General features: G+C 66.9%; 15 protein-coding genes. 8 read left to right on the forward strand and 7 right to left on the reverse strand.

Going from position 1 to position 19617, the window contains the following annotated elements:
* Window positions 1-4 precede the first annotated feature (4 nt).
* The gene (gene argJ, locus JOE31_RS15370; RefSeq protein WP_209746098.1) at window positions 5-1171 is read right to left on the reverse strand and encodes a bifunctional glutamate N-acetyltransferase/amino-acid acetyltransferase ArgJ; all 1167 of its coding nucleotides are present in this window, start codon (window positions 1169-1171) and stop codon (window positions 5-7) included.
* Entirely contained in the window at window positions 1168-2199 is a 1032-nt protein-coding gene (gene argC, locus JOE31_RS15375; protein WP_209746100.1) for an N-acetyl-gamma-glutamyl-phosphate reductase, read from the reverse strand. Before argC ends, argJ begins: the two co-directional genes overlap by 4 nt.
* A 191-nt stretch (window positions 2200-2390) precedes the next feature.
* Between argC and JOE31_RS15380 the strand changes: the two genes are divergently transcribed.
* The 4 genes from JOE31_RS15380 (at window position 2391) to JOE31_RS15395 (ending at window position 10127) form a co-directional block, all read left to right on the forward strand.
* On the forward strand, window positions 2391-3479 hold the full coding sequence (locus JOE31_RS15380) for an acyl-CoA desaturase (RefSeq protein ID WP_043480212.1): 1089 nt from the start codon (window positions 2391-2393) through the stop codon (window positions 3477-3479).
* 132 nt (window positions 3480-3611) lie between these two features.
* Complete coding sequence (locus JOE31_RS15385) at window positions 3612-4577, forward strand: quinone oxidoreductase (protein ID WP_209746102.1); 966 nt, start codon at window positions 3612-3614, stop codon at window positions 4575-4577.
* 116 nt (window positions 4578-4693) lie between these two features.
* Window positions 4694-8707 (forward strand): Pls/PosA family non-ribosomal peptide synthetase, encoded by a 4014-nt coding sequence (locus JOE31_RS15390; RefSeq protein ID WP_245199212.1) that lies wholly within the window; start codon window positions 4694-4696, stop codon window positions 8705-8707.
* A gap of 52 nt (window positions 8708-8759) precedes the next feature.
* Window positions 8760-10127, forward strand: a complete 1368-nt coding sequence (locus tag JOE31_RS15395) for a M1 family metallopeptidase (RefSeq protein ID WP_209746104.1) — start codon at window positions 8760-8762, stop codon at window positions 10125-10127.
* A gap of 25 nt (window positions 10128-10152) precedes the next feature.
* Here JOE31_RS15395 and JOE31_RS15400 read toward each other — a convergent pair whose 3' ends face one another.
* Genes JOE31_RS15400 through pheS form a run of 3 tightly spaced genes read right to left on the reverse strand, consistent with a single transcriptional unit; the run spans window position 10153 to window position 14475 of the window.
* Window positions 10153-10833: a 4'-phosphopantetheinyl transferase superfamily protein gene (locus JOE31_RS15400; RefSeq protein ID WP_209746106.1), complete on the reverse strand. Its 681-nt coding sequence runs from the start codon at window positions 10831-10833 to the stop codon at window positions 10153-10155.
* Window positions 10834-10867: 34 nt separating this feature from the next.
* Window positions 10868-13411, reverse strand: a complete 2544-nt coding sequence (gene pheT / locus JOE31_RS15405) for a phenylalanine--tRNA ligase subunit beta (RefSeq protein ID WP_209746108.1) — start codon at window positions 13409-13411, stop codon at window positions 10868-10870.
* A gap of 2 nt (window positions 13412-13413) precedes the next feature.
* Complete coding sequence (gene pheS / locus JOE31_RS15410; RefSeq protein ID WP_011691349.1) at window positions 13414-14475, reverse strand: phenylalanine--tRNA ligase subunit alpha; 1062 nt, start codon at window positions 14473-14475, stop codon at window positions 13414-13416.
* 282 nt (window positions 14476-14757) lie between these two features.
* On the opposite strand from pheS, the gene JOE31_RS15415 reads away from it, so the two are divergent.
* Together JOE31_RS15415 and JOE31_RS15420 are read left to right on the forward strand one after the other, a co-directional pair.
* Window positions 14758-15231, forward strand: a complete 474-nt coding sequence (locus JOE31_RS15415; protein ID WP_209746110.1) for a DUF4157 domain-containing protein — start codon at window positions 14758-14760, stop codon at window positions 15229-15231.
* Window positions 15215-15868, forward strand: coding sequence for an SIMPL domain-containing protein (locus tag JOE31_RS15420; protein WP_245199213.1), 654 nt, complete (start codon window positions 15215-15217; stop codon window positions 15866-15868). Before JOE31_RS15415 ends, JOE31_RS15420 begins: the two co-directional genes overlap by 17 nt.
* A gap of 4 nt (window positions 15869-15872) precedes the next feature.
* On the opposite strand, the gene pcp is transcribed toward JOE31_RS15420, so the two are convergent.
* Window positions 15873-16547 (reverse strand): pyroglutamyl-peptidase I, encoded by a 675-nt coding sequence (pcp, locus tag JOE31_RS15425; protein ID WP_209746112.1) that lies wholly within the window; start codon window positions 16545-16547, stop codon window positions 15873-15875.
* A gap of 84 nt (window positions 16548-16631) precedes the next feature.
* On the opposite strand from pcp, the gene JOE31_RS15430 reads away from it, so the two are divergent.
* Window positions 16632-17753, forward strand: a complete 1122-nt coding sequence (locus tag JOE31_RS15430; RefSeq protein ID WP_209746114.1) for an Rv2578c family radical SAM protein — start codon at window positions 16632-16634, stop codon at window positions 17751-17753.
* 7 nt (window positions 17754-17760) lie between these two features.
* Here JOE31_RS15430 and JOE31_RS15435 read toward each other — a convergent pair whose 3' ends face one another.
* A complete protein-coding gene (locus tag JOE31_RS15435) occupies window positions 17761-18213 on the reverse strand; it encodes a (deoxy)nucleoside triphosphate pyrophosphohydrolase (RefSeq protein WP_209746116.1) in 453 nt (150 codons plus the stop codon).
* A 178-nt stretch (window positions 18214-18391) separates the two neighbouring features.
* Between JOE31_RS15435 and JOE31_RS15440 the strand changes: the two genes are divergently transcribed.
* On the forward strand, window positions 18392-19603 hold the full coding sequence (locus tag JOE31_RS15440; RefSeq protein WP_209746117.1) for an MFS transporter: 1212 nt from the start codon (window positions 18392-18394) through the stop codon (window positions 19601-19603).
* Window positions 19604-19617: the final 14 nt, after the last annotated feature.

Consider the following 19617-nt stretch of genomic DNA (forward strand, 5'->3'; position numbering starts at 1 on the left):
CCACCTAGCTTGAGTAGGCGCTGTTTTCGTGGACGTAGTCGTGCGTGAGGTCGTTGGTCCAGATCGTGGCTTCGGCTTCTCCGGCCTGCAGGTCGATCCCGACGTGGACCTCCCGGGGCTCCAGATCCACCAGGCTGCGGTCTTCGCCGATGCTTCCGTTGCGGCAGATCTGCACGCCGTTCATGGAAACGTTCAGCTGGTCCGGCTCGAAGACGGCGTCGGTGGTACCTACGGCGGACAGCACCCGGCCCCAGTTCGGGTCCTTGCCGAAAATTGCAGCCTTGAAGAGGTTGGAGCGGGCCACGGCCCTGCTGACGATCTCGGCGTCCTTTTCGCTGGCGGCGTTGAATGTACGGATGGCGATGTCATGGCTGGCGCCCTCGGCGTCGCCGATCAGCTTGCGGGCCAGTTCGGCGCAGACCTGCGTCAGCCCGGCACCGAAGTCCTTGGCCGAGGGGACGGCACCCGAGGCGCCCGAGGCAAGCAGCACCACGGTGTCGTTGGTGGACATGCAACCGTCCGAGTCCGCCCGGTCAAAGGTGACCCTGGTGGCGTCGCGGAGCACGACGTCGAGCATTTCCGGCTGGACGTCCGCGTCGGTGGTGATGACCACCAGCATGGTGGCCAGCCCGGGAGCAAGCATGCCGGCGCCCTTGGCCATGCCGCCGATGGTGTATTCGTTGCCTTCGGCGTCCTTACCCGTGAATACGGCTTCCTTGGACACGGAATCCGTGGTCATGATCGCCGTGGCCGCAGCCGGACCGCCGTCGGTGCCGAGGGCCGCCGTGGCCGCGCCGATGCCCGGGACGATCTTGTCCATGGGCAGCTGTTCGCCGATCAGCCCGGTGGAGCAGACAAAGATGTCGGTGGCCGAGACGCCCAAGGCTTCCGCCGTCTTTTCTGCGGTGGTGTGGGTGTTCTGGAAACCCTGCGGGCCGGTGCAGGCGTTGGCGCCGCCGGAGTTGAGGATCACGGCGTCGACGCGGCCGTCCTTCACCACTTCGCGCGACCAGTGGACGGGCGCCGCGGCAACACGGTTCGAGGTGAACACCGCGGCCGCCGCCTTCGAGGGGCCGTCGTTGACTACCAGGGCAAGATCAGGATTCCCGGACGCCTTCAGGCCGGCTTTGACGCCGGCGGCGCGGAATCCTTTGGAGGCGGTGACGCTCACGGGGCAACTCCCTGCAGGTTGAGGCCGGCGGTTTCCGCCAGGCCAAGGGCGATATTCATGGACTGCACGGCGCCGCCGGCCGTCCCCTTGGTCAGGTTGTCGATGGCGCAGGTAACAATGACTCGGCCGGTGTGAGCGTCGAACGCCAACTGCATCACGGCGTGGTTGGACCCCTGCACGGACTTGGTGGCGGGCCACTGGCCCTCGGGAAGCAGGTGCACGAACGGCTCGTCGTCGTACGCTTCCTCCCAGGCGCTGCGCAGATCCACTGCCGTGACGCCCGGCTTTACCCGGGCGGTTGCCGTGGTGAGGATGCCCCGGCTCATCGGGGCGAGGGTGGGTGTGAAGGACACTGTCACGGGCTCACCTGCGGCGTTGCCCAGGCCCTGCTCGATCTCGGGGGTATGCCGGTGGCCGCCGCCCACACCGTAGGGGCTCATCGAGCCCATGACCTCGGAGCCGATGAGGTTCACCTTCGCGGCTTTCCCGGCACCGGAGGTGCCGGAGGCGGAAACAATCACGACGTCGTCGGGCTGGAGCAGGCTGCCGGCGAACCCGGGCGTCAAGGCCAGCAGGGCCGACGTCGGGTAGCAACCCGGAACGGCGATCCGCTTGGCTCCCTTCAGCTTCTCCCGCTGTCCCGGCAGTTCGGGGAGCCCGTACGGCCACGTTCCGGCGTGCGCGGAACCGTAAAACTTTTCCCAGGCGGCGGCATCTTCCAGGCGGTGGTCGGCACCGGCGTCGATCACCACCGTGCCGTCGGGCAACTGGGCCGCGATCTCAGCAGATGCACCATGCGGGAGCGCCAGGAACACCACGTCGTGGCCTGAGAGGTTCTCCACCGTGGTGTCTTCAAGGATGCGGCTCGCCAGACCGTGGAGATGCGGCTGCAATTCGCCTAGTCTGGAACCGGCGTTGCTGTGTGCTGTGATGGCCCCGATAGTGACGTCGGGGTGTCCGGCCAGAAGGCGAAGCACCTCACCGCCGGCGTACCCGCTGGCACCGGAAACGGCAACAGAAATAGTCATGGAAATGACTATACAGCAAGACTATGCATAGAACCCGATATTTATGCATGCGCTGCCACCTGCGCTCATTTATGCGCATGCCCGCCTTCGCGTTTTGAGCGTCAGCGTATGCTAGGAGAAGGGTGAACCTGACCGCGCGGTCCGAATGTCGGCTGCAGCGTTGCCCGTAACAGTTACGAGGCCCCGAGTCCATGACCCCCACCACTACTTCGGAGCGCCCGCAGTCGCGTGTCCGGCAACCCAACCAGGTTGTCCTGAGCTATTCCGAGCTCCTCAAAACCGTCAAGGCTGCAGGCCTGCTCGAACGGCGCGTCGGCTTCTACATCACGGTCTTCTCCGTCCTGGTGCTCCTGATGACAGCCGCCTGGTTCGGTTTCGCGCTCATCGGTGACAGCTGGTTCCAGCTCCTCATCGCCGCCGCCATCGGCATCCTTTGCACCCAGCTGAGCTTCCTGGCCCACGAGGCCGGCCACCGCCAGATCTTCGCCTCCCGCCGTGCCAACGACTGGGCCGCCAGGCTGCTGGCCACGTCCGTCGCCGGCATGAGCTACTCCTGGTGGGAGCAGAAGCACGGCGCCCACCACAACCACCCGAACGTCATTACCAAGGACCCCGACATCGCGCCCGGGCCCATCGCTTTCCACACCGAAGCGGTTGCCGACCGGCAGGGACGGTTCGCCTTCCTTACCCGGAAGCAGGGCTGGTTCTTTTTCCCGCTGCTGTTCCTGGTGGGCCTCGGCCTGCAGATCGATTCGGTCAAGTTCGTCTTCCGCCGCGCGAAAGTCACGCACCGCTGGGTTGAACTCCCGATCCTCCTGGCCCGCCTGAGCCTGCTGCCGGTCCTCACGTTCACGTTCCTGCCGTGGGGCATGGCGCTGGCGTTCATCGGCGTCCAGCTCGCTGTCTTCGGTTTCTACATGGGCGCTTCCTTCGCCCCGAACCACAAGGGCATGCCGGTCCTGCCGGCCGACAGCCGCGTGGACTTCTTCAGCCGCCAGGTCCTGACCTCCCGGAACATCTCCGGCGGCCGCTTCATGGACATCCTGATGGGCGGGCTCAATCGCCAGGCCGAACACCACCTCTTCCCGGACATGGCCCGCCCGCAGCTGGACAAGGCCGCGGTGATCGTCCGGGAGTTCTGCGCCAAGCACCAGGTTCCCTACACGGAGACCACGCTGCTGCAGTCCTACGGCATCATCGTCCGCTACCTCAACGAGGTGGGCCTCTCCGCCGGGCGCCACTTCGAATGCCCTATGGCCACTGTTACCCGCCGCTACTAGGCACACGCCCCCCGATTAACCCTTGAGACGAAGTGACGGCCGTTACCGGCCGTCACTTCGTCGTTGGCGGCGGTGTCCCTAGGATGGTTCCTGTATCCGGGCCTGGAAATCCCAGCCCAGGGAAGGAGACACATGATGCACGCAATTGTTGCCCGCCAGGCAGGCGGCCCTGAGGTGCTACAGCTTCGCGAAGTGGAGCGTCCGGTACCTGGTCCACGGCAACTGCTGGTGAAGGTCTCCGCCACCGGGGTGAACTTCATCGACACCTACAAGCGCAGCGGCGCCTACAAAGTGGCGTATCCCTTTACCCCGGGTTCCGAGGCTGCCGGCACCGTCGAGGAAATCGGCGACAACGTCACGGCGTTCTCCCCGGGCGACCGCGTAGCCACAGCAGAAGGCACCAACTGCTACGCAGGCTACATCCTGGTGGACGAGGATAAGGCGCTCCCGGTCCCCCGCGGCGTGGACGATTTCACGGCAGCGGCCCTTCCCCTGCAGGGGATCACCGCGCACTATCTGATCAATTCCTCTTTCCGGGTTGAGCCCGGCCACACCATCCTGCTTCACGCCGGTGCCGGCGGGGTGGGCCTGCTGGCGATCCAGCTGCTCAAGGCCAAGGGCGCCCGCGTCATCACCACCGTCTCCACCGACGACAAAGCGAAGCTGGCCCGCGAGGCCGGCGCCGACCATGTCATTCCCTATGACGGCTTCTCTGCCAAAGTCCGGGAGCTGACCGACGGAACCGGCGCGGATGCGGTCTACGACGGCGTCGGCAAGGACACCTTCGACGGTTCCCTAGCCGCCCTGCGGGTCCGCGGCACGCTGGTTCTCTTCGGCGCCGCATCCGGACCGGTTCCGCCCTTCGATCCGCAGCGCCTCAATGCCGGCGGCTCCCTGTACCTGACCAGGCCGACCATAAACCACTTCCTCCGCAACGCCCAGGAACGCCGCTGGCGCTCCGATGAAATTTTCGCGGCGGCCGCAGAAGGGAACCTCAAGGTCCGGATCGGCGGCCGCTACGACCTGGCCCATGCAGCACAGGCGCACGACGACCTTGAACAGCGCCGCACCACCGGCAAAATCATTCTGGTCCCCTGAACCAGCGATCATGACCCCGCTGCAGGGTCCGGTAGCAGGGCCCCGCAAACGGGACGCAAACGCCAGGCGAACGCCGGGAGAACTGCGACATCTTCTGTTCATCTTGTGCGGAAAGAATGACCCCCGTGACTGAACAACCGCAAGCCTCCGGATCCGTGCCCGCGCCGGAGTCCGCGTCCGGCCTCCGGGAAGGACGCACTGCACTTCCCGCCGTCCGGAACGTGCATCCGCCGCAGCTGCCGGGCGCCGCCGCGGCACCCCCGGAGCGGACGCTGATCGACATCCTCGAGGACACGGCCCGGAAGTATCCCGAAGCCTCGGCCCTGGACGACGGCCACCGGCGCCTGAGCTATGCGCAGCTAATGGCGGACGTCCGCGCCACGGCAAGGGAGCTGCATCTGGCTGGCCTTGGCGCCGGGGACAAGATCGGCGTACGCATACCCTCCGGCACCAACCGGCTCTATGTCTCGATCCTGGCCATCCTGCTGATCGGGGCAGCGTACGTTCCGGTCGATGCTGATGACCCCGACGAACGCGCCAAGCTGGTGTTCAGTGAAGCCCGCGTCAGGGCAATCCTCAGAGGTAACGGCGAGATCGTCACGGACAGCAAGCGTCCCCGGCCATTCCCTGACCCGCGGAAGCCGCAGCCCGACGACGACTCCTGGGTCATCTTCACCTCCGGCTCCACGGGCACGCCCAAGGGTGTCGCCGTCCAGCACCGCTCCTCGGCAGCATTCGTTGATGCCGAAGCCCGGCTCTTTCTCCAGGACGAACCCGTCGGTCCCCAGGACCGGGTGCTCGCCGGACTCTCGGTGGCCTTCGACGCTTCCTGCGAGGAGATGTGGCTGGCCTGGCGCTACGGGGCCTGCCTCGTTCCGGCCCCGCGGTCGCTGGTCAGGACCGGCATGGACCTGGGCCCGTGGCTAATCAGCCACGGGATAACAGTGGTGTCCACGGTGCCCACCCTCGCGGCACTGTGGCCTGCCGAATCGCTGGAAAATGTCAGGCTGCTGATATTCGGCGGTGAGGCGTGCCCCCCTGAACTCGCGGAGCGCCTCGCCGTCGACGGCCGGGAAGTGTGGAACACCTACGGCCCCACGGAAGCCACCGTGGTGGCCTGCGCGGCGCAGCTCGGCGTGCCCGGGCCCCTTCGGATCGGCCTGCCGCTGGACGGCTGGGACCTCGCCGTGGTCGACGCCAACGGCGTTCCGGTGGAAGAAGGGCAGGTGGGCGAGCTGATCATTGGCGGCGTCGGGCTGGCCCGGTACCTCGACCCCGCCAAGGACGCCGAAAAGTATGCCCCCATGCCGTCACTCGGCTGGCCCCGGGCCTACCGTTCCGGAGACCTGGTCCGCTACGAGGCGGCCGGCCTCATCTTCATGGGCCGCGCCGACGAACAGGTGAAGCTCGGTGGCCGGCGGATCGAACTCGGAGAGATCGACGCCGCGCTCCAGGCACTGCCGCATGTCGCCGGAGCGGCGGCCGCGGTCCGCACGACGGCGGCGGGGAACCAGATCCTCGTCGGTTACCTTGCCGCTGCGGGCACTGCGGAACTCGATCTCGTCGCGGCCCGGGAACTCCTGGGAGCCAGCCTCCCTGCGCCGCTCGTCCCCCTCCTGACCGTGGTGGAATCATTGCCCACCAAAACCAGCGGAAAAGTGGACCGCCATTCCCTGCCCTGGCCGCTCGCCGGCGCGGGGGCGGAAGATGCGGACAATGCCCCGCTGAACCTGCCGGACGATGCACGCTGGATCGTGGAGCAGTGGGGCAGCGTGCTGGGGACACCGGCGTCAAGCCTTGATGCCGACTTCTTTGCCCATGGCGGCGGATCACTGGCAGCCGCGCAGCTCGTGTCCGCGCTGCGTGTCCGCTATCCCACCATCACGGTGGCCGACATCTACGCCACCCCGCGGGTGGGCGCGCTCATCGACGCTGCCCGGCAATCCCTGCCCGAGGGGGAGGCCGGACCGGCGCCGGAGCGTGAAGTCCGTCCCACAGCCCTGAAATCGCAGGTCTTCCAGACGCTGATGGGGGTCCCCCTGCACATCCTGGTGGGGATGCGCTGGCTGACCTATGTGATGGCAGCCAACAACCTGTTGGCCGCCCTTGCCGGCTTCACGGCTGCTCCCGTTGTTTCCTGGTGGTGGGTGGCTGCTTCATGGCTGGTGTTCGTGAGCCCGGCCGGCCGGATGGCCCTCTCTGTCCTGGCCGCCAGGACCCTGCTCCGGCGGGTTGTCCCCGGGACCTACCCGAGGTCCGGAAAGGTGCACCTGCGGCTGTGGCTGGCGGAACAGATCCAAGACTTGTCGGGCGCCATCAGCCTGGCAAGTGCCCCCTGGGTTCCGTACTATGCGAAAGCGCTCGGCGCGAAGATCGGCAACGACGTCCAGCTGCATTCGCTGCCGCCTGTCACCGGAATGCTGTCGCTGGGGCGCGGCTGCAACATCGAACCGGAAGTGGATCTCTCGGGCTGGTGGATCGACGGCGACACCGTCCACATCGGCCGGGTGCACGTTGGTGCCGGCGCCACAGTGGGGGCACGCAGCACGCTCATGCCCGGGACAAGTATCGGAGCCGGCGCCCAGGTGGAACCGGGATCGGCGGTCCTGGGAAAAGTCAAGGCCGGGCAGCTCGTAGCGGGCTCGCCCGCCGAGCGGATCGGCAAGGCCAAACAGGCGTGGCCGGACATGCCGCCGCCGGCGCACCCGCTGATCGGACGGCTCTGGTTCGCGGCATTTGCCGCAGCCTCCGCGGTGCTGGCCACCATCCCCTACCTGTCCGCTACCGCCGGGGCGCTGGTGGTCTTCCTGTTCATCAGCGGCAGCGAATCACTTTCGGCAGCCCTCCCCCAGGTACTGACCTCACTGCCGCTCGCGGCGCTGACGTGGTTCATCACCAACCTCCTGCTGATCCTTGCGACCACCCGGCTGCTGGGCGTCGGACTCAAGGAAGGCTACTTCAGGGTGCGGAGCCGGATCGGCTGGCAGGTCTGGGCGACAGAACGGGTGCTGGACCTGGCCCGGGACGTCCTGTTTCCGATCTACGCCAGCCTGTTCACCCCTGTCTGGCTGCGCCTCCTGGGGGCCAAGGTTGGCAAAAACGTGGAGGCCTCCACCGTCCTCCTTCTCCCCAAGATGACAACCGTCGGCGAAGGCGCGTTCCTCGCGGACGACACCATGGTGGCCTCCTATGAACTCGGTGGCGGGTGGATGCGGATTGCCCCCGCAAAAATCGGCAAACGCTCATTCCTGGGCAACTCCGGAATGACAGGGGCCGGGCGGAGCGTGCCCAAGAATTCCTTGGTGGCCGTCCTCTCCGCCACCCCGGCCAAGGCGAAAGCCGGCACGTCCTGGCTGGGCAGCCCGCCGGTCCGGCTGCGGCGTACAGCAATTGCCACGGACAACACCCTGACCTTCCAGCCGCCCCGGCGGCTGAAACTGGCCCGCGCCCTCTGGGAACTCTGCCGGTTCATTCCGGTGGTTCTCACAGTGGGGCTGGCAGCCGGTATCATGCTAGCTTTCGACCGGCTCGCCTCGCTATGGGGCTACGGTTTCGCGGCCCTCCTCGGAGGCATCGTGGTTTTGGTGGCAGGAGCCGTGGCCGCGGCCAGCGCCGTTGCGGCCAAATGGCTGCTGGTGGGCAAAATCAGGCCGGGCGAACATGCGTTGTGGAGCTCCTTCATCTGGCGGAACGAGGTAGTGGATACCTTCATCGAAATGGTGAGTGCGCCCTGGTTCGCCCGTTCGGCTTCGGGCACTCCGGCGCTTGTGTGGTGGCTGCGCGGGCTGGGTGCGAAAATCGGCCGCGGCACATGGTGCGAAAGCTATTGGCTGCCCGAAGCGGACCTTGTCACGCTGGGCGAGAGCTCAACGGTCAACCGGGGCTGCGTGGTCCAGACCCACCTGTTCCACGACCGGATCATGAGCATCGACACTGTTACCCTCGAAGACGGAGCCACGATGGGACCACACGGTGTCATCCTTCCGCGGGCACGCATCGCGAGGGGCGGTACCGTTGGGCCGGCATCCTTGGTCATGCGCGGGGAGACTGTTCCCGCCGCGACCTACTGGATGGGCAACCCGGTCAGCCCCTGGGCAGGTCCGGCCGTACCGGCTCCGCGGCTTAAGTAGGTACCACACGGTCGGCTCCGACTCCCGCCATCCGCAATTCGAAGGCCAGTTTATGAGTTTTGCAGCACCAGCCAGCCCCGGCGATACGCGCCGGCCGGGCGAACCGTCGGGCTCTCCGGATCCCTACGTCCCCGGGCACGGCACGAACGCCTACCGGGTCACGCGATACGAACTGGACCTGGACTACAAACTGGCCAGCAACAGGCTGAACGGCAGGGCCGTCCTGCACGCCGAGGCGGACCGGCCGGCGTCGGCCGTAGTCCTGGACCTCGCGGGACTGCGCGCGGTCAAAGTTTCCCTGAACGGCCGAAGGCTGCGGAGATTCAGCCAGCGGGCCGAACAGCTGGTGATCGTTCCTGACGCGGCACTGCTGCCGGGAGACCGGTTCACGCTGGACATCAGGTATGAGGGGAATCCTTCCCCCCGCCGGGGCCTCTGGGGCGAGGTGGGCTGGGAGGAACTTACCGACGGCGTGCTGGTGGCGGGCCAGCCCAACGGTGCCGCCTCCTGGTTTCCCTGCAACGACCATCCGCAGCACAAGGCCAGCTACCGTATCGCCGTCACCACCGACGCCAACTACCGGGCGGTCTGCAACGGCCTGCTGATCTCCCGCAAGACCGGCTCCAGCCGTGAAACCTGGACATATGAGCAGGCCGAGCCGATGGCGACGTATCTCGCCACCGTCCAGATCGGCCGGTACGACGTTCTGACCCTTGATACCGCGTCGGTGCCCGGCAGCGTCCCCCAGCACGTCGCAGCGCCTGCCTCCCTGGCCGACGCAGCACGCCGGGGCCTGGCCCGCCAGCCGGAAATGATGCGGACCTTCGTCAACAGCTTCGGCCCCTACCCTTTCCAGGAATACACCGTGGTGGTGGCAGAAGACGAACTCGAAATTCCGCTCGAGGCCCAGACGCTGTCCATCCTGGGCCCCAACTACCTGGATACGGGATGGGAGTCGCAGCGGCTGATTGCCCACGAACTGTCCCACCAGTGGTTCGGCAATTCCCTGACGGTTGCGGCCTGGAGCGACATCTGGCTCCACGAGGGATTCGCGTGCTACGCGGAGTGGATCTGGTCCGAGGCGGCCGGGGTCATGAGCGTTGCGGACCGCGCTGCGGCCGCCTGGCGGAAGCTCGACGGTGGCCGCCAGGATCTCATGGTCGGTGACCCCGGGCCGGAGCTGATGTTCGACGACCGGGTGTACAAGCGCGGCGCCCTGGCGCTGCACGCGCTCCGGATCCGGTGCGGCGACCTCGCCTTTTTTGCGCTGCTGCACGAGTGGGCGGCCAGCAACCGCCACGGATCAGTGTCCACTGCCGGGTTCATCCAGACAGCGGACCGCGTGGCCGGAATCGATTCCGAAGCTTTGCTCCATCCCTGGCTGTTCGAAGAGGCACTGCCGGGCCTACCCGTGCGGTAGCGGCCGGGCATGCGGCGGCCGGGCTTCACCCGAGGGCGACGGCGGCCACCAGGTGGTCCGGCAGCCCCGACTCGGCGGACGCCAGGTCACGGATGCCGGCCAGATCAAGCACGTCGAGAGTCTCAGGCGGACGCCTCAGGCCCTCCCCGGTCATCTTCAGGAAGGCCTCCTTCCGAGCCCACAGCCGGGCACGCTCACGCAGCAGGGCGGTCCCGCGCAACAGGGCCACGGCCTGGCGCTCCGCGGGGGTCAGCGCCACCGCGTCGAAGCCCCCGAACTCCATCCGCGTCGGATCCTCGACGTCGACGCCCAGCCGCTGACCCGGCGCCGGCGACTTCAGGGCGGCCAGCAGGGTCCAGCCGGCAGCCCGGGACAGGCTCAGCAGCAGGGGCACGGGCACTCCGTCCAGGGTGTAGCCGGGCCTTCCGTGGGAAACGTCCGGTCCGGTGCCGCATTGCGGACAGCTGTACCTGGCGGCAAGATCCCGGGCGCGCACGCCGAGCAGCTCCGCGGCCAACATCCGCTGGGCCAGGCGGCCGGCCAGGAAGTCATCGCGAGTCCGGGGGACCATGGCGCGGGCCCGGTCCAGTTCAGTCCGTTCCAGGAGTTCTCCGGCCCTGCGTTCCAGTCCGGCAACCGTCTCGGCAGGCTCCTGCCCGGGTACGCGGAAGGGCGGGCAGGCTCGCACAACAAGTTGTGATGCCATGGCCCGCCCTTCCGCGTGCTTAGCGCCGTTGGAACTAGCGCTGAACGGCTCCGAACCGTTCCGCAGCCACCGCCACGGCGCTTTCGCGGGCAGCAGAGGCCTCATCGGCCGTGAGCGTCCGGTCAGCAGCACGGAAGCGCAGGCCGAAGGCCAGCGACTTCTTGCCGTCCTCAATGCCCTTTCCTGCGTACACGTCGAACAGCGCCACGTCTTCCAGCAGCTCGCCGGCTCCTTCGCGGAGGGCGGCCAGGACGTCGTCGGCAGGAATATCCCGGGGAACTACCAGCGCCACATCCTGGGTGGCCACGGGGAAGCCGGAAATGTGCTTGGCCACGATGACATCCGCGGCGGCTTCGAAGAGGGCATCGGCGTTGAGCTCAAGCGCCACCGAGCGTGCCGGCATGTCGTGCGCGGCCAACAGTTTGGGGTGCAGTTCACCGGCATAGCCGATGACTTCGCCCGAGCGCAGCGACAGCCGAGCGGTCCGTCCCGGGTGGTAGGCCTGGTGGTGCCCCTGGCTGACGACAATTTCGACACCCAGGACGTCGCCAGCGAGGCGGGCGAGGTCCAAAGCGTCGGCCCAGTCCCAGGCACGCGGTGTGTGCGACGCTGCGGCGGGCGAGTCGTGGCCCGTCAGGACCGCCGCGATGTGCAGCGGCTGGTCGGGAACGCCGTCGTACAGGGCATCCAGTACCTCATCGGAGGGCTTGACGCCGAGCGGCGGGATCGACGGAGTACCCACGGTGTCCCCCGGCAGGAAGACAAGTCCCGCTTCGAAGACCGCCAGATCGCGGAAGCCGCGCGAGTGGTTGCGCTTGGCCACCTCGATAAGTCCGGGCAGGATGGACGTCCGCAGGTAGCCCTGTTCTTCGCTGATCGGGTTGGCCAGTTTGACGGCCTTGCGGCCGGCGCCCTGCTCAGCCACTCCGAAGGTGTCATTGGCGGCTTTGGACACGAAGGGGTACGCCAGGACCTCGGTGAGGCCGGCATCGGCGAGTGCCTGGACCAGGCGGCGGCGCTGCTGCTGGACGCGGGTCAGGCCGCGTCCCGGTGGCGCCACGGGAAGCGTCGCGGGAATCTGGTCGTAACCGACCAGCCGCGCGATTTCCTCGGAGAGGTCTTCCTTGGTTTCGAGGTCGTTGCGCCAGCTCGGGGCAGTGACCGTCCAGCCGGCGTCGTTCCTGACCACGGCAGCGCCGAGGTCCTCAAGCGAGGTGACGATCTGTTCGTCGGTGAAGTCGATGCCGATGCGGGCCGCGGCGAATGCCGCCGGCAACTCGATGGTCACGGCATCAGGGGCCGTGCCGACGTCGGTGCCCGTTTCGTCTGCGGTGCCGCCGGCCAGCTCCACCAGAAGGTCAACCACCCGCTGCGCGGCAATGCCGGCAACCTGCCAGTCCACGCCGCGTTCGAAACGCTTGGACGCTTCGGAGGGCAGCTTGTGCCGGCGGCGTGACCGTGCGATCGACACTTCGTCGAAGTGCGCCGCTTCTACCAGGACGTTCGACGTCGAATCGCTCACCTCCGTGGCGGCACCGCCCATGACACCGGCGATGCCGATCGCGCCGGAGCCGTCGGTGATCAGGAGGTCCTCGACGTCGAGCTTCCGCTCCTTGTCGTCGAGGGTGGTGATCTTCTCCCCCGCCACGGCGCGCCGCACCACAATGTCGCCGGACAGCTTGTCCAGGTCGTAGCAGTGCGTGGGCTGGCCGAGTTCCAGCATGACGTAGTTCGAGATGTCCACCGGGAGGGAGATGGAGCGGATCCCCGCAAGACGCAGGCGCGATGCCATCCACGGCGGCGTCGGCCTGGTGGCGTCGACGCCGCGGACGGTGCGGGCCACGAAACGGTCGCAGCCAGGCTTGCCGTAGATGGGAGCGTCGTCGTTGAGCTTGACTCCGTAGCCGCCGGCCAGTTCAGCCGGTGCCTGCACCTGTGAAGCGGGGTCCGTGAAGGTGGTCCCCGTGGCGTGGGCATATTCGCGGGCGACGCCACGGATGGAGAACGCGTAGCCGCGGTCAGGCGTGACGTTGATTTCGGCGGCCTGGTCGTAGAGGCCGAGCAGTTCCATGGCGTCGGTTCCGATTTCGGGGTCCAGCCCGATCCGGGAGAGCACCAGGATGCCGTCGTGGTCCTCGCCGATGCCCAGTTCACGGACGGAGGCGATCATGCCGGCGGACAGGTGGCCATAGGTCTTCCGGGCGGAAATGTGGAAGTCTCCGGGCAGTACGGCACCGGGAAGGGTGACCACCACCTTGTCACCCTCCACGAAGTTGTGGGCGCCGCAGATGATGCCCTGCACACCCGACGGGTCAATACCGTCGCCGGTGAGGGTCTGCTCCCGGCCCTCGGGGACCACGCGGACCTGGCACCAGTTGATGGTCTTGCCGTTGGTCTGCGGCTCCTTGACCAGGCTCAGTACCTGGCCCACCACCACGGGGCCGCGGAGCGTATCCGTGGGACGGTGGACTGCTTCTTCTTCAAAACCGACCTTGACCAGTTCTGCCATGACGTCTTCGGCCGTTGCTTCGGCCGGTACCTGCGCGAACTCACGCAGCCAGGAAAGTGGGATACGCACTGTTAGATCTCCATCCCGAAGTGCTCGCTGAAACGTACGTCGCCTTCGATCATGTCGCGCATGTCGCCCACCTCGTTGCGGAACATAAGGGTGCGCTCGATGCCCATGCCGAAGGCAAAGCCTGAATAGATGTCCGGATCGATGCCGGCCGCGCGGAGGACGTTGGGGTTGACCATGCCGCAGCCGCCCCACTCGATCCAGCGCGGACCGCCCTTGGCGCCCGGGTGCCAGATGTCCAGCTCCGCGGACGGCTCGGTGAACGGGAAGTAGTTGGGGCGAAGGCGGATCTGGGCTTCGTCGCCGAACATTTGCCGGGCGAAGTGCTCCAGCGTGCCGCGGAGGTCCGCCATGCTGAGCTTCTTGTCGATGGCGAGGCCTTCGAACTGGTGGAACACCGGGGTGTGCGTGGCGTCGAGTTCGTCGGTACGGAACACCTTGCCCGGGCAGAGCACGTAGATGGGCACTTCGCGTTCGAGCATGGAGCGGACCTGTACCGGCGAGGTGTGGGTGCGCATCAGCAGGTGGGCTTCCGGGGGCTCCACGAAGAAGGTGTCCTGCATTTCGCGGGCCGGGTGGTCCGGTTTGAAGTTCAGTGCGTCGAAGTTGAACCACTCGGATTCGACCTCGGGGCCTTCGGCAATTTCCCAGCCCATTCCGACGAAGATGTCCGCCACCCGGTCCTGCAGGGTGGATAGCGGGTGGCGCGCACCGGCACGACGGCGGCGCGGAGCTGCCGTGACATCGACGGTCTCCTCAACGAGGATGCGTGCGTCGTTCTCAGCTTCGAGCTCGGCGGTACGGTCCGCGAGCGCCTTGTTGACGCGTCCGCGGGAAGCACCCATGAGCTTTCCGGCGGCGGCCTTCTGATCCTTCGCCAGGCCGCCGATTTCGCGGTTGGCAAGGCTCAGCGGCGACTTCTCACCCGTATGTGCCAACCTCACGGCCTTGAGTTCGTCAAGGGTGGCGGCAGCGGCAATGGCGGCAACGGCGTGGTCTACGGCGGCAGTAATGGCGGCTTCATCCAGAGGATTCGGGATGGCAGCGCCCGGCAAAGTTTCAGTCATCTACTGTTCTTAGCTACGAGTCGGGTATCGCCAGCGAGCTGTCCGGCTGCATTCGGGTCCACCGGCAGCGTGTCCGTCACTGGCTTGTCTTTCCGCGCGGCCGGGTTCAGGGACCGCGTGAAGCGACAAAGGGCAGGGCTCGCCGGAATTCGTCCGGCGGGCACTCTCCCCCAGTCTAGTTGAACGCGCCCGGCGGAACGCGCCACAGTCCCCAACGTGACAGCCCACGGGCCGGAATGGCGGGAAGGAGCGGTAAGTACCGGCCCCCGCTACCATGGCCTCATGACCGGCCCCATAACCCCCGGACAGCGGCTGCGGCAGATCGCCAATGCGCTGAACGCAACGACGCTCCTGGGCCTGCTGCTGGCAAGGTGCGCAGGCACGGCCGTCCATGCCGGACCGCGCGGCCTGCTGGTCGCCACGGGCTACCGGTGGCGGCTCCCCTTCGCCCGGGCGTTCACGGTGGGGAACGTGGTGCTGTTCCGGGACCACGCGCCGGAGGCTCTGTCCAACCCGGTGCTGCTGGGGCACGAGGAACGGCACAGCAGCCAGTATGCATGGTGCCTGGGCCTGCCCTTCCTGCCGCTGTACTTCATCGCAGCCGGCTGGTCTCTGCTGCGGACGGGAAACCCGGGTTCCGCGAACGTCTTTGAACGTCTTGCCGGGTTGGAGGCCGGCGGCTACGTGGAGGGGCACCGCCGTGGAACAAATAAACCCCGTAAGAGCAACGCTGCCCGCAATGGAATTGAGGGATGACATGACCGAAAATGCCAGGACTGTCGCAGTGACCGGCTCGGGCACTGCCGAAGCAGTGCCCGACCTGCTGACAGTTTCCATCGGGGTGGAATGCCGCCGGGAAGACGTCGGTGCCGCGTACGCGGCTGCCGGGAGGGCCGCGGCCGGGATATCGGCGGTACTCCGCGAGCACGGTGTACCCGATCCGGACATCAGCACCTCCGGCTTGAACGTCCGTGCGGACGTGGTGTGGAAAGAGGGCCAGGGCCAGACCGTTGCTGGCTACATTGCCTCCAGCATCCTGGGCGTCCGGCTGCGGGATGTTGCCGGCTCCTCGGAAGTCATCGCGGGTGCGGTGGCCGCCGGCGGCAACGACGTCAGGCTGAACGGGCTGGAGCTCGGCTTCGCGGATCCTGCCGCCGTGACGGCGCAGGCACGGGAGGCCGCCTGGCAGGATGCCCTGGCCACTGCCGGGCAGTTCGCCTCGCTGGCGGGCGCCGAACTCGGCCCGGTAGTGTCCGTCACTCAGCGGCCCGGACCGTCAGGACCGATCCCGGTGGCCAAAATGCAGCGGGCCATGGCCACGGACTCCGTAGGGATCGAAGCGGGGCAGTCCAGCGTCTCCGCCACGGTGGACGTCGTCTGGGAGCTCCGCTGACAGGCTAGTGAACGCTTCCGGCCGGCAGCTTGATGTCCGCGGTGGTCGCCAGTGTGGTCCGGACGACGACGGCGAGCGCCTCCGCCATCACGGCGGCGGGCAGCGACGGCGTGCCGCTGCCGCGGGGCACCTGCTGCGTCTCGTACGGGACATGGATGAAGCCCCCGCGGGTTGCAGGAGAACCGTTGCCGGGGGACCTGCCGCCTGCCGGGCCGATGTTTAGCGCATGCATGAGTGCGTAGAAAACATGGTTGCAGACGTAGGTGCCGGCGCTTTGCGAGACTTCGGCCGGTATCCCCGCAGCACGCAGGGCCTCAAGCCCCGCTTTCACCGGCAGTGAGCTGAAGTAGGCTGCCGGGCCGCCGCGGACCACTTCCTCGTCCACGGGACGGTTTCCCGCGTTGTCGGGGATGCGGGCGTCGTCGCAGTTGATGGCGACCCGTTCCAGCGAAATCCGCGGCCGGCCGCCGGCCTGGCCGACGCACACCACCAGCTCCGGGCGGTAACGCTGCAGTGCATCCTCCAGAACAGCAATGGAGTGCCCGAACACGCACGGCAGTTCCACAGCAGCGACGGCGTGGCCCTCCGCCTGCAGGATTTTGGAGGCTGCTTCCGCCGCGCTCCAGGACGGGTTGACGGCTTCGCCGCCAAAGGGTTCGAACCCGGTGAGGAGGATCATTGGCCCAGCGTAGCAATCAGCCCTATCGCGTCGTCTCTTTCGAGGACCTTGACTTTGATTCGAACATACCTTCGAATAGTAACCATGAGATGGGACGCACAAGCACTCCGCCCGGCGTTGGCGGACACCACCGCCGGCAACGTACCAGCATCCGGCCCGGCCGCTGAACCATTGCTGCCGCTGGCAGGGCTCGTGCGTTCCGTTTCCACCCCCGAATTTGCCGGGGTCACTTTCCATGAGGTCACGGCCAAATCAGTGCTCAACAAAGTGGCGGCCGGTTCGCGCATGCCGTTCGAATGGACCGTCAATCCCTACCGTGGCTGCAGCCACGCCTGCGTTTATTGTTTCGCCCGTAAAAGCCATACGTACCTGGATTTTGATGCCGGCCTGGACTTTGACAGCCAGGTGGTGGTGAAGATCAACGCCGCCGAGGTCCTTCGGAAGGAACTGGCCAAACCTTCGTGGGGCCACCATCATGTGGCCCTGGGCACCAACACGGATCCGTACCAGCGGGCCGAGGGCCGGTATCAGCTGATGCCCGGGATCATCCGCGCGCTTGCCGATTCAGGGACTCCCCTGTCCATCCTCACCAAGGGGACACTGCTGGCCCGGGATATCCCGCTGCTCAAGCACGCCGCCGCCCAGGTGCCCGTGGGGATCGGAATTTCGCTGGCCATGACCGACGAACAGTTGTCGGAGGCGGTCGAGCCCGGCACTCCGGGACCCAGGGCACGGCTCAAACTCGTCTCAAGGCTTCGCGATGCCGGACTTCCGTGCGGCGTGATGGCCATGCCCATCCTGCCGTGGCTTTCCGACAGCGATGAAGCCTTGGACTCGCTGTTTGGTGCGCTGGCTGCGGCGGGCGCCACCGGCGTCACCGCCGGGGCCCTGTACCTCAAACCGGGTACGCGAGAGTGGTTTATGCAATGGATCGCTGCCAGGCACCCCGAACTGGCGGGCCGCTACCGCCGGCTGTACGGAACCGGCTCCTACGCGTCCAAGGAGTATCGCGAGTGGCTCGCGGGACGGATCCGTTTCTTCAAGTCCCGTCACGGCTTTTACGGCTCACACGGGTTCAGCCACCGCGACCTCGCCGGGGACCCGAGGGAAGAGGAAGCGCAGTACCCCGCCGGCAGTATCCCCGCAGCAAGAACAGGCGCGGGAACCGGCCAGAGCGCGGAGTCCGCTCAGCCCACGCTCTTCTGACTGTCCGTTACGATTCCGGCGAAAGCCGTTCCGAACCGGCAACCGCCGCCAGCAGGGCCCGGACAATCGGGACATCTGCCGGTATCCACGGCAGGGTGAGAGCTTCGTCGTTTCCTGCCAAGGCAATCCAGCGCAGCTCGTCGTGGTCTTCCAGGGGGCGGGGTTCCCCGTCGGCGATCTCGGCAAACCACACGCGCATCGAAGCCCTGGCATTGAGTGGCCAGCCGGCGGCGGTTTCCGCCGGCAGTTCAGCGCCGAGCCTGACCCCGATTCCCAGTTCCTCGCGGAGTTCCCGGTGCAGGGCGTCTTCCGCCGACTCACGGGGCTCCACCTTCCCGCCCGGGAATTCCCACATGCCGGCAAACTGCGGTGGAGCTGTCCTCCGGGCGACAAGAAGCCGGGCAGGGGAACTCAGGGAATCCACAACGGCTCCGCCAACAACATTGATCATTCCAGTCACCGCACCAGTCTATGGGGGACAATAGTGGGTGGCTGGTTCCGCCGGCGCGCCGAACGACACTCACCGGCAAAGCGTTCACTCCGGAATACGGCCCCCTCCCGCTACGTTGAAGTAATCAGATTTTATGCTGCGTACTGACTGAACCTTTGATGAACCAGAACTTTCGAGAAGCAGGCCAATGACCTCCACGCCCACCCTCAGCCCCGCCAAGCCCAGGGGCGGAACCAACCACCTCGCCTTAGCCATCGTGTCGCTCGCGATGGGCGGGTTCGGTATCGGCGTCACAGAATTCACCATGATGGGACTGCTTAAGGAGGTGGAACAGGGCCTGAACATCGGCACTCCCGAAGCCGGCCACCTCATCTCCGCCTACGCGCTCGGCGTCGTGATCGGCGCACCGCTCCTGGCGGCGGTCGGCGCCAAACTCCCCCGCAAGCACCTGGCTCTGGGCCTCATGCTGTTTTTCAGCCTTGCCAACCTCACGTCGTTCATCGCTCCGGATTACGGCACCATGCTGGTGTCCCGGTTCGCGGCCGGCCTGCCTCACGGAGCTTTCTTCGGCGTTGCCGCGGTGATTGCAGCTTCGCTGGTCGCTCCGACCAAGCGGGGCTGGGCGATTTCCATGGTGATGGCCGGGCTGACCGTCTCGAACGTCATCGGGGTCCCCTTCGCCACCTGGCTGGGCCAGGCATTCGGCTGGCGCCTGCTCTTCGTGCTCGTCGGCGTGATCGGGCTGGCGACGCTCGCAATGCTCTGGAAGTTCGTCCCGTTCCAGGAGGCGCACCCGGACGCGAGCATCCGCCGCGAACTTGGCGCCCTGAAACGGCTGCAGGTGTGGCTCGCCATCCTGATTGGCATCGTTGGCTTCGGAGGGTTCTTTGCCACCTACACGTACATTGCACACACCATGACCTCGGTGGCGGGAATCCCGCCCGCGTTTCTACCCCTGGTGGTGGCTCTCTACGGCCTCGGCATGGTGGCGGGAAACATCGTGGGCGGGCGCATTGCCGACAAATCCGTCATGGGCACCATCTACTGGGTCCTGCCCGGTATCGCCATCGCCCTGGTTGTGTACGCGGTGGCCGTCCACTGGCCGTGGTCCGCCTTCGTCATGGTGTTCGTGGTGGGCGGTGCCGGCTCGTTGCTGGTGCCCGCACTGCAGACGCGGCTGCTGGATGCCTCACCCGATGCCCCGTCCCTGGCATCCTCACTCAACCATGCGGCCCTGAACGTCGCGAACGCGCTCGGCGCCTTCCTCGGCGGCCTGGTGATCGCATGGGGCTGGGGTTATGTTGCGCCCGCACTTGTGGGCGCGGTCCTGGCAATCCTGGGCCTCGGGGTCGCGGCAGTCAGCGGCCTGCTGGAACATAAAAGGCCGCTGGTTTCCTAGCCTGCACCGGCGCG

The organism is Arthrobacter sp. PvP023 (assembly GCF_017832975.1).
GTDB lineage: Bacteria > Actinomycetota > Actinomycetes > Actinomycetales > Micrococcaceae > Arthrobacter.